This window comes from Peptoniphilus sp. GNH (genome assembly GCA_021307325.1).
Classification (GTDB): domain Bacteria; phylum Bacillota; class Clostridia; order Tissierellales; family Peptoniphilaceae; genus KA00134.
Window position 1 is genome coordinate 1705898 of sequence record CP089931.1, and the last position, 14540, is coordinate 1720437.

General features: G+C 41.0%; 5 protein-coding genes, 11 tRNA genes and 3 rRNA genes. 18 read left to right on the forward strand and 1 reads right to left on the reverse strand.

Going from position 1 to position 14540, the window contains the following annotated elements; genetic code table 11:
- Window positions 1–16 precede the first annotated feature (16 nt).
- From LV469_08175 to LV469_08240, 14 genes are all read left to right on the forward strand, one after another.
- Window positions 17–1544, forward strand: a 16S ribosomal RNA gene (locus LV469_08175).
- 97 nt (window positions 1545–1641) lie between these two features.
- Window positions 1642–1717 (forward strand) — tRNA-Ala (locus LV469_08180).
- A 178-nt stretch (window positions 1718–1895) separates the two neighbouring features.
- Window positions 1896–4755, forward strand: a 23S ribosomal RNA gene (locus LV469_08185).
- 29 nt (window positions 4756–4784) lie between these two features.
- Window positions 4785–4901 (forward strand): 5S ribosomal RNA (gene rrf, locus LV469_08190).
- The 16S, 23S and 5S rRNA genes sit together here with 11 tRNA genes alongside, the layout of an rRNA operon.
- Before the next feature lie 24 nt (window positions 4902–4925).
- Window positions 4926–5000 (forward strand) — tRNA-Asn (locus tag LV469_08195).
- A 17-nt stretch (window positions 5001–5017) separates the two neighbouring features.
- Window positions 5018–5106 (forward strand) — tRNA-Leu (locus tag LV469_08200).
- A gap of 4 nt (window positions 5107–5110) precedes the next feature.
- A tRNA-Met gene (locus LV469_08205) sits at window positions 5111–5187 on the forward strand.
- 15 nt (window positions 5188–5202) lie between these two features.
- A tRNA-Met gene (locus tag LV469_08210) sits at window positions 5203–5279 on the forward strand.
- Between the two features lie 14 nt (window positions 5280–5293).
- A tRNA-Glu gene (locus LV469_08215) sits at window positions 5294–5368 on the forward strand.
- 9 nt (window positions 5369–5377) lie between these two features.
- Window positions 5378–5453, forward strand: a tRNA-Val gene (locus tag LV469_08220).
- Between the two features lie 5 nt (window positions 5454–5458).
- Window positions 5459–5535 (forward strand) — tRNA-Asp (locus tag LV469_08225).
- Between the two features lie 35 nt (window positions 5536–5570).
- A tRNA-Thr gene (locus LV469_08230) sits at window positions 5571–5646 on the forward strand.
- Window positions 5647–5651: 5 nt separating this feature from the next.
- A tRNA-Tyr gene (locus LV469_08235) sits at window positions 5652–5737 on the forward strand.
- 56 nt (window positions 5738–5793) lie between these two features.
- Window positions 5794–5868 (forward strand) — tRNA-Gly (locus LV469_08240).
- A gap of 228 nt (window positions 5869–6096) precedes the next feature.
- On the opposite strand, the gene LV469_08245 is transcribed toward LV469_08240, so the two are convergent.
- On the reverse strand, window positions 6097–8835 hold the full coding sequence (locus LV469_08245; GenBank protein UHR02613.1) for a transglycosylase domain-containing protein: 2739 nt from the start codon (window positions 8833–8835) through the stop codon (window positions 6097–6099).
- A 139-nt stretch (window positions 8836–8974) separates the two neighbouring features.
- Between LV469_08245 and hflX the strand changes: the two genes are divergently transcribed.
- The 4 genes from hflX (at window position 8975) to LV469_08265 (ending at window position 13999) form a co-directional block, all read left to right on the forward strand.
- A complete protein-coding gene (gene hflX / locus LV469_08250) occupies window positions 8975–10219 on the forward strand; it encodes a GTPase HflX (GenBank protein ID UHR02614.1) in 1245 nt (414 codons plus the stop codon).
- Window positions 10201–10839, forward strand: a complete 639-nt coding sequence (locus tag LV469_08255; GenBank protein UHR02615.1) for a YigZ family protein — start codon at window positions 10201–10203, stop codon at window positions 10837–10839. The genes hflX and LV469_08255 overlap by 19 nt, the downstream gene beginning before the upstream one ends.
- Before the next feature lie 8 nt (window positions 10840–10847).
- Entirely contained in the window at window positions 10848–11564 is a 717-nt protein-coding gene (nadE, locus tag LV469_08260; GenBank protein ID UHR02616.1) for an NAD(+) synthase, read from the forward strand.
- A gap of 86 nt (window positions 11565–11650) precedes the next feature.
- A complete protein-coding gene (locus LV469_08265; GenBank protein ID UHR02617.1) occupies window positions 11651–13999 on the forward strand; it encodes a phosphodiester glycosidase family protein in 2349 nt (782 codons plus the stop codon).
- The last annotated feature ends 541 nt before the right edge of the window (window positions 14000–14540 follow it).

Genomic DNA, 14540 nt, shown 5'->3' on the forward strand with positions numbered 1-14540 from the left:
TCGAAAAAAAGAAATTTTAATCGAGAGTTTGATCCTGGCTCAGGACGAACGCTGGCGGCGCGCCTAACACATGCAAGTCGAGCGATGACGATCAGATAGAACTTTTCGGAGGGACATCAGATAAGATTAGCGGCGGACGGGTGAGTAACACGTGAGTAACCTGCCTTTGACACAGGGATAGCCTCGGGAAACCGGGATTAATACCAGATGACATTACAATCTCGCATGAGGAAGTAATCAAAGAACTTCGGTCAAAGATGGACTCGCGACTGATTAGCTAGTTGGTGAGATAACAGCCCACCAAGGCGACGATCAGTAGCCGGCCTGAGAGGGTGAACGGCCACATTGGAACTGAGACACGGTCCAAACTCCTACGGGAGGCAGCAGTGGGGAATATTGCACAATGGGGGAAACCCTGATGCAGCGACGCCGCGTGAGCGAAGAAGGTATTCGTATCGTAAAGCTCTGTCCTATGGGAAGATAATGACGGTACCATAGGAGGAAGCTCCGGCTAACTACGTGCCAGCAGCCGCGGTAATACGTAGGGAGCAAGCGTTGTCCGGAATCACTGGGCGTAAAGGGTTCGCAGGCGGCAATGCAAGTCTCGTGTGAAAGGCAAGGGCTCAACCCTTGTAAGCACAAGAAACTGCATAGCTTGAGTAGTGGAGAGGCAAGTGGAATTCCTAGTGTAGCGGTGAAATGCGTAGATATTAGGAAGAATACCGGTGGCGAAGGCGACTTGCTGGACACAAACTGACGCTGAGGAACGAAAGCGTGGGGAGCAAACAGGATTAGATACCCTGGTAGTCCACGCCGTAAACGATGAGTGCTAGGTGTCGGGAGAGATCTCGGTGCCGCAGTTAACACACTAAGCACTCCGCCTGGGGAGTACGTGCGCAAGCATGAAACTCAAAGGAATTGACGGGGACCCGCACAAGCAGCGGAGCATGTGGTTTAATTCGAAGCAACGCGAAGAACCTTACCAGGACTTGACATATATAGGAATAAACTAGAGATAGTTTAGTCTACCTCGGTAGTCTATATACAGGTGGTGCATGGTTGTCGTCAGCTCGTGTCGTGAGATGTTGGGTTAAGTCCCGCAACGAGCGCAACCCTTACCTTTAGTTGCCAGCATGTAAAGATGGGAACTCTAAAGGGACTGCCGATGATAAATCGGAGGAAGGTGGGGATGACGTCAAATCATCATGCCCTATATGTCCTGGGCTACACACGTGCTACAATGGTCGGTACAGAGAGCCGCGAAATAGTAATATCAAGCAAATCTCAAAAAGCCGATCCCAGTTCGGATTGTTCTCTGCAACTCGAGAACATGAAGCCGGAGTTGCTAGTAATCGCAGATCAGAATGCTGCGGTGAATGCGTTCCCGGGTCTTGTACACACCGCCCGTCACACCATGGGAGTTGGTAATACCCGAAGCCGGTGAGTCAACCGCAAGGAGACAGCCGTCGAAGGTAGGATCAATGACTGGGGTGAAGTCGTAACAAGGTAGCCGTATCGGAAGGTGCGGCTGGATCACCTCCTTTCTAAGGAAAACACCTTACACTATTTAAATTTTTAATGGGAACAAAAAAGCAAAAAGCAAAAGAACAAAAACAAAAACAAAAAAAGACCAAAACCCATGGGGGTGTAGCTCAGTTGGGAGAGCGCCTGCCTTGCAAGCAGGAGGTCAGGAGTTCGACTCTCCTCATCTCCACCACATAATACCAAGTATTATGTAACCTAACACAAGCAAAGACTTGTGTTAGGAGTCGGACACAACCGACAAAAGAACCTTGAAAACTACAAAACGAAAACAAAAAGAAAAGTCAAATCAAATTTCAAAAAAGATTATGACAATTCACTGGAAACAATAGAAAAACTATTGTAAAAACAAAGGTCAAGTTAATCAAAGCATCAGGCGAATGCCTAGGCACCAAGAGGCGATGAAGGACGTGGTAAGCTGCGAAAAGCTTCGGGAAGGAGCAAACATCCAACAACCCGGAGATCTCCGAATGGGAAAACCCATACAGACAAACTCTGTATATCCCTATCAGAACACATAAGATAGGGAAGCGAACCGGGCGAACTGAAACATCTAAGTAGCCCGAGGAAAAGAAAGAAAACTCGATATCCTAAGTAGCGGCGAGCGAACAGGAAGAAGCCCAACCGTACAAACGCAAGATCCGAGCTAGTCGAATCATCTGGGAAGATGAACCAAAGAAAGTAACAGTCTCGTAGACAAAAGCAAAGAGAAGCAGTACAAAAGAGTAGCACGGAGCACGAGAAACTTTGTGTGAACACAGGGGGACCACCCCCTAAGGCTAAACACTCCTTGGTGACCGATAGCGAACAAGTACCGTGAGGGAAAGGTGAAAAGAACCCCGGGAGGGGAGTGAAAAAGAATCTGAAACCTGATGTTAACAAGCAGCGAAAGTGGTCCTGCACCACAATCGTGTACTTTTTGTAGAACGGGCCAGCGAGTTATGGTAACAAGCAAGATTAAACCTTACAGAGGTGAAGTCGAAGGGAAACCGAGTCTTAAAAGGGCGAAAGTTTGTTGCCATAGACCCGAAACCGTGTGATCTATCCATGGGCAGAGTGAAGTTAAAGTAAAATTTAATGGAGGCTCGAACCGGGTAGCGTTTAAAAGCTATCGGATGACCTGTGGATAGGGGTGAAAAGCCAATCGAACACGGAGATAGCTGGTTCTCCTCGAAATAGCTTTAGGGCTAGCCTTAACGAAAAAATAATTTGGGGGTAGAGCACTGAATAGCCAAGGGGTGCATAGCATTACCAAGGCCTATCAAACTCCGAATACCAAATTAGAACGTTAGGAGTCAGACAATGTGGGATGAGCTTCATTGTCAAAAGGGAAACAACCCAGACCACCGGCTAAGGTCCCAAAATAATGGTTAAGTGGAAAAGGGGGTGAAATTACCGAGACAACTAGGATGTTGGCTTAGAAGCAGCCATACATTTAAAGAGTGCGTAATAGCTCACTAGTCAAGTGATTTTGCACCGAAGATAACCGGGGCTAAACCAAATACCGAAGCCGTGGATCGCAAGATGGTAGAGGAGCAATGTATAAAAGGCGAAGCAGAAGGCGCAAGCCCCTGTGGATAATATACAAGAGAGAATGCTGGCATAAGTAGCGCAAGGGAGGTGAGAATCCTCCCCATCGAAAACCCAAGGAATCCTGAGGAAGGCTCGTCCACTCAGGGTAAGTCGGGACCTAAGGCAAGGCCGAAAGGCGTAGTCGATGGACAACAGGTGGAAATTCCTGTACCGATTTGAATCGTAAAAAAGTAAGTGGGGACGCAGAAGGAAAAAAGCAGCGGTCAGTTGGTGAACCGTGCAAGCACAAAGTCCGAGGAATAGGCAAATCCGTTTCTCAGAAAAGATGAAGTGCGAAGCAGATCGAAAACAAGTAGAGAATTGCCCGTATCCAAGCTGCCAAGAAAAGCCACTATCAAGAAACAAATCGCCCGTACCGTAAACCGACACAGGTAGGTGAGGAGAGAATCCTAAGATGAGCGGAAGAACCTTTGTTAAGGAACTCGGCAAAATGACCCCGTAACTTCGGGAGAAGGGGAGCCTAACCAGAAATGGAAGGCCGCAGTAAAAAGGCCCAAGCGACTGTTTACCAAAAACATAAGTTTCTGCGAAGTCGAAAGACGAAGTATAGGAGCTGACACCTGCCCGGTGCTGGAAGGTTAAGGGAAAAAGTTAGCGCAAGCGAAGCTTAGAACTGAAGCCCCAGTAAACGGCGGCCGTAACTATAACGGTCCTAAGGTAGCGAAATTCCTTGTCGGGTAAGTTCCGACCCGCACGAAAGGTGTAACGATTTGGGCACTGTCTCAACAAAGGATCCGGTGAAATTGTAGTAGCGGTAAAGATGCCGCTTACCCACGACAGGACGGAAAGACCCCGTGGAGCTTTACTGCAAGCTGACATTGGATTTTGAGTTTAAATGTACAGAATAGGTGGGAGACAAAGAAGCATGTACGCCAGTATATGTGGAGTCACCTTTGGGATACCACTCTTTTAAACTTAAAGTTCTAACTTCCTACCTTGAATCAGGTAGAAGGACACTGTCAGTTGGGCAGTTTGACTGGGGCGGTCGCCTCCAAAAGAGTAACGGAGGCGTTCAAAGGTTCCCTCAGCACGGACGGAAATCGTGCAAAGAGTACAAAGGCAAAAGGGAGCTTAACTGCAAGACCAACAAGTCGAGCAGAGACGAAAGTCGGACTTAGTGATCCGGTGGTACCGCGTGGAAGGGCCATCGCTCAACGGATAAAAGCTACCCCGGGGATAACAGGCTTATCTCCCCCAAGAGTCCACATCGACGGGGAGGTTTGGCACCTCGATGTCGGCTCGTCTCATCCTGGGGCTGTAGTAGGTCCCAAGGGTTGGGCTGTTCGCCCATTAAAGAGGCACGCGAGCTGGGTTCAGAACGTCGTGAGACAGTTCGGTCCCTATCCGTCGTGGGCGCAGGAAATTTGAGAGGAGCTGTCCTTAGTACGAGAGGACCGGGATGGACAAACCTCTGGTGCATCAGTTGTACTGCCAAGTGCATAGCTGAGCAGCTAAGTTTGGAAGGGATAAGAGCTGAAAGCATCTAAGCACGAAGCCCCCCTCAAGATGAGATTTCCCAACAAGTAAGGCCCCTTGAAGAAAACAAGGTAGATAGGCTCAAGGTAGAAGAGTAGAGATACTTTAAGCTAGAGAGTACTAATAGGCCGAGGACTTGACCAAAGAAGTGAGTAGTTTTGTAGTAACAAGAATCCGGTGACAATAATGCAAGGGAACCACCTGTACTCATACCGAACACAGAAGTTAAGCCTTGAGATGCCGATGGTACTTGGCTGGTGACGGCCTGGGAGAGTAGGAAATCGCCGGATATAGCCCTTCTAAGAGGGCAATAATCTTAGGTAGCTCAATGGTGGAGCACCCGGCTGTTAACCGGTAGGTTGTGGGTTCGAGTCCCACCCTGAGAGCCACAAGAAGTGCCGTAAACGCCGGGGTGGCGGAACTGGCAGACGCACAGGACTTAAAATCCTGCGATGGTAAAACATCGTATCGGTTCGATTCCGATTCTCGGCACCAATAACGCGGGATGGAGCAGTCTGGTAGCTCGTCGGGCTCATAACCCGAAGGCCGGAGGTTCGAATCCTCCTCCCGCTACCATTTTTTAATATATGTGGCGGCGTAGCTCAGTTGGCTAGAGCACACGGTTCATACCCGTGGTGTCAGGAGTTCAAATCTCTTCGCCGCTACCAATTTTTTTGTATAGGGCCCTGTGGTCAAGCGGTTAAGACACCACCCTTTCACGGTGGTATCCCGGGTTCGATTCCCGGCAGGGTCACCACAAAGATATGGGCGCATAGCTCAGTTGGGAGAGCATCTGCCTTACAAGCAGGGGGTCATAGGTTCGAGCCCTATTGTGCCCACCATATTTGGCCTGGTAGTTCAGTTGGTTAGAATGCCAGCCTGTCACGCTGGAGGTCGTCGGTTCGAGCCCGATCCAGGTCGCCAAAACACAAACAACCAATAGCTTACAAATTGAATAAGCTGGTGTAGCTCAATTGGTAGAGCAACTGACTTGTAATCAGTAGGTTAGGGGTTCAAGTCCTCCCACCAGCTCCACATTTGGAGGAGTACCCAAGTTGGCCAAAGGGGACGGACTGTAAATCCGTTAGCACTGCTTTCAGTGGTTCGAATCCACTCTCCTCCACCAATTTAAAATTCTTTCTTGCTATATTTTTCTTGAGAGTGTATAATTAAATAGCATTTGCGGATGTGGCTCAGTGGTAGAGCATCGCCTTGCCAAGGCGAGGGTCGCGAGTTCGAATCTCGTCATCCGCTCCATTTTTACCTAGGTGACTTGCCTAGGTATTTTTATTTGCAATATTTTTTATCTAATTTAAAAGTCTGTTTCATATAAAAATAGATCACTTAAACGAATAAGTGATCTATTTAAAAATTATTTTTTATTTTTTAAATGTTTTAGTTTCCAAAAGTTTTTTCCTAATTTGCCGAGGGCCATGAGTTTTCTTCTCCTTTTAAAGATGGCTAGAAAAAATATTAATTTATTTATCATTTGTCACCTCCGTGTACATTGCAGTAGAGTTCGGGAACATATTGATAATCGTCGGGGAGAATGCCTTTGTATTTTGATGGAATATATTCTGGTTCTCTTCTGAAGAAAATTTTTTCTTCTTTTGATTTTTTTGGACAATCTAGACCAAAAAGTCGATCGGAATCTTTGCAGATTTCAAGTTTTATATGTCCCTTACAATATTGAGTTGGCTCTGTGCCAGCTATGAAATATTCTAAGATACCATCTTCGACTTCTTCACAAATTGTTGTTCCAAGCATTCCTGATTTTTCGCAGATGTATTTTTGTATTATCCCTTGAGGGACTTGAAATTCTTTTACTGCGGGAAGGTTTCTATGGGCGATTTTAGACATTTCTCTAAATAAATCTATGGAGCCTTCTTCATAGTTAGTAAGTCCTATTTTGGGAGAATCTGCCCCGACATAGATGCCAAGTGTGTAGTAGGGGGTGAATCCTTCGTAGAAGATTGTTGAATTAAATTTATTAACTCCTAGACAACCGGCCGTTGCGTAATTTCTCAATTTGACACCCTTGGAAAAGCCACGACTGGCATTGGTTGATAGGGCTGATTTTAGGAGAAAGGCAATTTTTTTATCTAGAATTTCTCTTTCTTTTTTCTTGTGTTCATAAATTACTGAGCCGGATGAGTCTTCAATTTTTAGTATGCAGGAAGGCTCGATATAGGCTCCATCTCTTGCTATTGCAAGGTATCCTCTTGTGAGCTCTTCTAGGCTAAGTCCTTTTACCATGTTGCCTAGGGCGAGAGAATCGGCTGTTTCATCATTTTTATAGTTATCTTTTTGATGGTCTACATAATCATAGCCAAGTTCTTTTAAGAAATTTAGGCTTTCATTCATGCCCAATTTTTCAAAAAATTTTACAAATGCTGTATTTGAATTGTATTCTAGAGCTCTTCTTAGAGTAAGAAGCCCCTTGTAGCCTGGATAGGGATTTTTGTAGAGGATTTCTCCATCAACTATTATGGGAATGTCGTCTTGGATAGATGCCAAGGTATCTTTTTTTAAAAGTGGAGCCATTACTGAAAGTGGTTTTAGGGATGATCCAGGACTTCTTTGTGAAAGGGCTCTGTTTAAAATCATTTTTGAGGAGCTTTTCACATCTAAACCGCCTACGATAGCTCTTACAAGGCCTGTTTCATTTTCAATTATAAGGCCAGCACCTTGAGGCTGAGGAGAGGGTTTCTCATCAATTTGGAAGTATTTTTTTGAAATGGTTATGCTTCCATTTTCTTCTTTATAAAAATCTTTTTTATCTTTTAAGAAGCTAGATTTAATATTTATATAATTTAGGCCTATTTCAACTTGATCTTTAGGGACTCTCAGGCTGCCCACAGAGTAGGTGTTTAATCTGTCGTCAATTTCTTCCCATATATCTACAAGATCAAGATTATCGGATCCTTTTGTAAAAATTCCGCTTGTCAACAAGAGATCGCCAGACGGAGTTTTTTCGAAATTTTTGCCTGCAAGCTTCAAGTTGAAATCTTGATCGAAAAAGCCCCATCTATTGAAGTAAATCACATCGCCATTTTTGTCGATTATATTGCCTGAGTTGTCGAGCGTGTAATTTAGGGAGCCTTGGCTCAAGAGTTTGTAGAAGTTTTTGAATAGACTCTCTGTGTCTTCTTGCATTCTTTCATCTATGGAAGTGAAAATTTTGAAACCACCAGTGAAAAATTTGTGCTGGGCCTCGTCGGGGGATACCTTGTAGAAATTGGATATGATTTCTATGGCGCCCTTTGCAATATAATCTGATGAGTAGGAGCTCATTGTATGGAACTTTTTAAGTCCGGGTTTTAGATGCTCGGCTGTATTTTCTTTTATGGCAACTTCATAGTCTTTTTTGCTTATGACGCCGAGTTGGAGCATTTTATTTAAGACGATTTTTTGCCTTTCAAAGGCTTTTTCGTTTTTTACAAAATACATATTTTCGCCGGAGATATCGCCTGATGCCAAAATCTCTTCATTTCCCTTTAAATCTTTTTGGCTGTAACGTTTGATTGGTGGATATTCTGCTGGGGACTTGGCTATGCCAGCTAGAAGAGCCGACTCGGCAAGGCTTAATTCAGATACATCTTTGGAAAAATAGGTCCAAGCAGCGGCTTGGACACCATAGGCGCCTTGTCCGAGGTTAATTCTATTTAAGTAGGCCTCGAGGATTTCATTTTTATTTAGGTGACTTTCGACTCTTAGGGCTAGGTAGGCTTCTTTGATTTTTCGATCAAAATCTCTGTCATTGGTCAAGTAAACATTTTTTACAAGTTGTTGTGTAAGAGTCGATCCCCCTCTTACAATTCGCCCAGCTTTTAGATTTGTAATAAAAGATCCCATAATTGATTTTAGGTCTATGCCGGGGTGCTTGTAGAATCTTTGATCTTCTATACTTACTATGGCTTTAACTAAGGAGTCGGGGATTTGATCTAAGGAAACTATAGTCCTATATTCCTTTGCTTCTACATTTTCTAGCAGATCTCCATGCTCATTATATATAGTTGATGTTTGGTCAAAAGAAGCGGAAAGATTAGAAAGGTCAGTTTTGGGGCTTGTTTTTATTATTCCAAGAGCTCCAAAAGCAAAAAGAGCACCAATAAAAGCGAGTATAAAAGCTACAAGCAAAATGGCCAGCTTAATTTTTGATTTTTTATCCAGAGATTTAAAAGATTTAATTTTTAATCTGTCTTTGAAAATTTGTTTATCCATCTTTCCTCCTGGATAAATTATATCATTTTAAGCTAAGTATTACTATATTTGCCTATTCCCATGATTTTATAAAAGAAGGCTTTGTGCTAAAATATGTCTAGGTGATATTATCGAAAATACAAATAAAGTAGAAAAAGTTTTGATAGTTGGAACAAATTTAGGAGCCTATCCGCATTCATTAGAGACTTCAATGAAGGAGCTTTCAGAGCTTGTTTATGCTGCAGGGGGTCAGGTCGAGATAGAAGTTGTTCAAAACATGGAACGCTATAATCCCAAGTACTTGATAGGACCGGGCAAGGCAGAGGAAATCAAGGAAGTTTGTGAATCAAACGAGATTGATACAGTTGTCTTTAATGATGAATTGTCGGGCATTCAACTTAGAAACTTGTCTGATTTAATTAAAAAGAAAGTCGTAGATAGAACAAATTTAATATTGGATATTTTTGCTCTAAGAGCATCTACATATGAGGCCAAGCTTCAGGTGAAGATGGCTGCTTTAGAATATGAACTGCCTAGGCTTTTGGGAATCAAGGGCTGGTCTAGAACAGGTGGGGGAATAGGTACTAGAGGTCCTGGAGAGCAAATAATTGAAACTGATAGAAGAAGGCTTAAAAGAGAGATAGATTCTATAAGACAAAAGTTAGAAAAAGCAAAACAGACTAGAAAAACAATTGGTAGAGAAAGGAGAGATTCCAATCTTCCTATTGTTAGTTTGGTTGGCTATACAAATGCAGGCAAGTCCACTATATTAAATAATTTAAAGGACAAGCAATCCAAGGAAGTATTTGTAAAGGATATGCTTTTTGCCACTTTAGATCCGTCGTCTCGTCAGGCAACACTTCCCAACAAGACATCAATTATAGTTTCTGATACAGTTGGATTTGTTTCAAAGCTTCCGACCAAGCTCATAGAGGCTTTTAAGTCTACTTTGGAGGAGATACAATATTCTGATTTGATTCTTCATGTCATTGATTTGGCAGGAGAAGATATGATGCTTGAATATAAGACCACCATGGATATATTAAAAGATGTTGGAATAAAGGATAAAAAGATTTTGACGGTCTACAATAAAAAAGACCTTGTGGATATAGAAAATGTAGTTTTACCAAGTTCAGACGGAGATAAAATATTCATATCTGCATTTGACGAAAAGGACATAAGAAGGCTGCAAGATGAGATTACAAGACTTTTAGATTTGGACTTGAAAAAATATTCAATAAGTCTTCCTTATAATTCTTTGGGCCTTTTGGAGAAAATAAAGACCAAGTATTGTGTCGAAGAAATAGAATATGATGAAAATGGAGCCAAGTTCAAAGCTATTATAAGTAGCAGAACCCTAGATGATATAAAAAAAGCGGGTGGACTATGTATAGAAGCTTGCTAGATAGGGGACATGACGAGTTTGAAGAGAACAAATCGCGTTTTATAGGATATGCGGCTCCTTGCCAATCGGAAGATGAGGCCTTAAGTTTTATAGAAGAAATCAAGAAAAAACATTCAGATGCAAGGCACAATTGCTATGCCTACATAATCGGAGAGAATATGGGCATACAAAGATATTCTGATGATAAAGAGCCCCAGGGCAGTGCGGGTATGCCTATTTTGGATGCTATGAAAAAGGAAGAGCTTGTCAATGCTTGTATAGTTGTGACGAGATATTTCGGCGGAGTTCTTTTAGGAAAGGCAGGACTTTACAGAGCCTATTCAAGAGGGGCCCAAGTTGGCATTAAAGCTGCTAAGATAGTTATAATAAAATATTTTTATCACTTAAAGCTAAGCTACGATTATAGCTTGCATGGTACTTTGTCTTATTATATAAATACTGAGAAGATATATGTAAAGAAAGAATCTTTCACTGACAAAGTAAATATTGAGGTCTTTATAGAAGAAGAAAATTATGATAAATTTATAGAAAATTTGAATGATATAACTAGTGCGAATTACACTTTGCCCATGAAAGAAAAAGTTCTTTTAAAGACTTTAGATGGTAAAATTGTAGAATGAGAGGATTTATGGATTTAAAACTTGATAAGAGATTAGAATGGATTAAAAGAAAAGTTGAACAAGCAAATGCCAAGGGCCTAGTATTTGGACTTTCTGGCGGGATAGATTCTGCTGTTGTGGCAGCTCTTGCAAAGAGAGTTTTCCCAGAAAATAGCCTTGGCTTGATAATGCCTTGTGAGAGCATAGAAGAAGACGAGCAAGATGCTAGATTAATTGCAAATTCTTTAAATTTGAAGGTAGAAAAGGTAGATTTGACATCCACCTACCAAGCCTTGCTAAAGGCTAGCTTCGAGAGCAAAAATCCCCTGGCAAGGGCCAATATAAAGCCAAGACTTAGGATGACTAGCCTATATTATTATGCCCAAGACCTATCTTATTTGGTCGCCGGTGGGTCAAATGCGAGTGAGCTCTACTTAGGATATTTTACTAAGCATGGAGATTCTGGAGTGGACATCCTTCCAATTGCCGATCTTGTAAAAGAAGACGTGTTCAAGCTGGCAAAAGAATTAAATATTCCAGAAAAGATAATAAATAGAAAACCCTCTGCAGGTCTTTGGAAGGGGCAAACAGACGAAGATGAGATGGGATTTTCTTATAGAGAGATTGACGGGCATCTCAAGGGAGAGAAAATAAATCCCGATACTTTAAAAAGAATCAAAGAGTTAAATTTGCGTTCTGAGCATAAACGGGCCATGGCTCCGTCTTTTTCATCGGAAGAAGAATAATAATATTAAATTTATGAAATTCTCCTCCAAAACCAGGGGGAGATTTCTATTTTTCACATAATATAATTTTGGAGGTTAAATTAAAAATGAAAAAAATAAGACTTAAAAATATTTTGTCTCTTTTTACAGTTTTTCTTCTTTTCATTCTTTCGTTTGCAAGAGCGGAAGATTTGAATCTTGTAAAAATTGAAGAAGAAAAGCTTACTCACGGTGCGATAAGGCAGGTTTATAGAATCCCCATAGGAGATGAACAGATTTTAGTAAATCTCTTAGTCTTGGATTTGAATAACAAGGACATGGGCATCAAAATAGTCCCGGGAGCTGGAAAGGCCACCCAAAAAGCGACAGTAAGTCAGATGGCAAAAGCATCTAATTCTGTTGCCATGGTAAATGGAGACTTTTTCAATATGCGTTTGCAAGGCACACCCGAGGGAGTCAGCCTACTTGAAAAGAAACTTATGGTTTCACCCTGCGTGATAGAAAATACTTACACACTTGGCATAAACGAAGAAGGGGCCTTTATCGATCAAATCAAATTTCAAGGTAAACTTACAGCTGCCAACGGGGCAAGCTTTCCAATAGATGGCTTAAACAAATCATATTATTGGTATGAACCCGACAACTCCTACTCTCATCAAGACCGTTTTCAAGTATATAATGATTTTTGGGCGGCAAAAACAAGAGGAGACAAGGGAAATTCTGAAATCCTTCTAGACAAGGACGGCAGAGTTGAGCAAGTTTCTGAAGGCAAAAACTTTGATTTTCCTGTACCTGAAGGAAAGACCATAATCCAAGCATCAGGCAAGGCTATGGATTTTATATATAAGAATGTGTCTGTCGGCGAAAAAGTCGATTTAAAAATGGAAATTACACCAGATAATAACTGGATAAATCTATTGGGAGGTCATGCTCTTTTAGTAGACAAGTATCAAAAAGTACCATATACAAAAGATATAAAAGTTTTAGGAGGTGTAAGGGCAAGGACAGCTGCTGGTGTATCAGAAAATGGAAAAACGCTCTATATAGCATCTGTTGAAGGAAGAACTGCAAGATCCAGAGGCATATCCTTAAATGCGCTTTCAGATTTTTTTGTAAAAATCGGAGCTTATAGGGCCATCAATCTTGACGGAGGTGGCTCCACAGCCATGAGCATAAGAGAGCTTGGAGCAACAGAGCAAAAAAGAGTAGTAGACCCTGAAAGAAATGCAGGGGAAAGACCAGTAGTAAATGGACTTGGAGTCTATAATCTGATGCCTGCAACAGGCATTTTAAAAGGCGTAACCATGCAAGGACCATCAGAAATGATTATAGGAGAGTCGGCAGAATTTAAATTTGTCGGAGCTTATGACACTGCCCTCCAACCCATGGATAAATCACAAATCACTTATGAATTTTATGACAAGGCTCAAAATCAATATTGGAATGGCAATTACATGATGGCAAAAACTCTTGGAAAGACAGAGGTCGTTTTAAATACTGATAAGGGCATAGGAAGCACAAAAGAAGTAGAGGTAAAAGACTTAGATCAAGTTAAGGTGAGACTGGAGAGCGAAAAAAGGCTCTTTGGACCAGGAGAAAACTTCACCGTAAAAATCATTGGCAAAAAATCTAATGGAAATGAAGTAATGCTTAGCCCAAGTGTCTTTGAAGCAAGTTTGGAAGGAGCAAATGGCGAAGTCGATGCTTATGGAAATGTGAGCCTTTTTGATTTTGCCGGCTCAACTAATGCCAAGGTGGTTTACAAGAGAGGAGAAAAGACTTTAGAGTACAATATATTTGACAAGTCTTATGCTCTTGTAGAACTCGGCATAAATTCTTTAAACTACAAGATAAATGACAAGCCTGCCAAATTGGATGCCAAACCCTTTATAGAAGACTCAAGGACCCTAGTGCCTATAAGATTTATAGCCGAAGCCATGGGGGCAAAGGTAGACTGGGACAATGAAAATAGAATTGCAATTTTGAACTTTTCTGACAAAAAATTTGAAATCCCTGTCGACAAAAAAGAATTCTATGTCAATGGAGAGAAAATGGATATTGACTCTAGTGCCAAGATAAAATCATCAAGGACCTTTGTTCCAATAAGATTTGTCGCAGAAAATTTGGGCATGGAAGTAGTCTATAACCACCCGGAAAAGAAAGTATTTATACTTTCTAAGGCTGGTCTTAACAAGACGCCAAATGAAGAAATTATTTCTGAAACACAACCTAATGTAAATTCTGAAAAAGAAGTAGAAAATAGAAAAACAGAAAATAGGAAAGTAGAAAATAGAAAAACAGAAAATAGAAAAACAGAAAATAGAAAAACAGAAAATAGAAAAACAGAAAATAGAAAAGTAGAAAATAGGAAAGAAGAAAAGAAAAAAGAAGAAAAGAAAAAAGAAGAAAAGAAAAAAATAGACGACAAAATTGATGCAAAGACAAACCCAAGTTAAAATTTAAAAAATATAAAAACAAAAATGCATTTTTTCGCAAGCGAAGAAGTGCATTTTTTAATTTGATTTGTAAATATAAATAGTAAATTATGCGCTTATTTTCAGGCTTTATTCAAATCCATGAAAAAATGTATCTAAAAATAGATTAAATACTCTTTTAAGTGTGGTTTAAACTTTCTATATTAAGGAAATGTCTCGGTAAAAGCCTTGTATTTTTATAAGAAAGTTTTTGAGAAAAAGAAATAAAAATACATCTTTCAATCAAAGTTTATTATATATTCAGACAAGAAATTTTATAAAAATTTTTTTACAAATGTAGAAGAACCGCTTAAACACTTTAAAAACAATGAAGTCAGCAAATACTTAATTGTTAATAAGAATTCAAGATTTGGTTTGAAATCTACTATCACTATGTTATCGTCATAGATGAATGATTTTATCAAATTATTTTTAGGGGGATTGAAATTCAGACTGAGATGGGCTCATTTTCATTTTGCTTGGAAAATGGTTTAGTTTTATTTCTGCTGAAGTATATTTCTAG

Excerpts from the sequence above, each read along its gene's own strand:
- LV469_08245 (UHR02613.1), bottom strand. The coding sequence starts at position 8,835 with ATGGATAAACAAATTTTCAAAGACAGATTAAAAATTAAATCTTTTAAA.
- LV469_08255 (UHR02615.1), top strand. The coding sequence starts at position 10,201 with ATGTATAGAAGCTTGCTAGATAGGGGACATGACGAGTTTGAAGAGAAC.
- nadE (UHR02616.1), top strand. The coding sequence starts at position 10,848 with ATGGATTTAAAACTTGATAAGAGATTAGAATGGATTAAAAGAAAAGTT.
- LV469_08265 (UHR02617.1), top strand. The coding sequence starts at position 11,651 with ATGAAAAAAATAAGACTTAAAAATATTTTGTCTCTTTTTACAGTTTTT.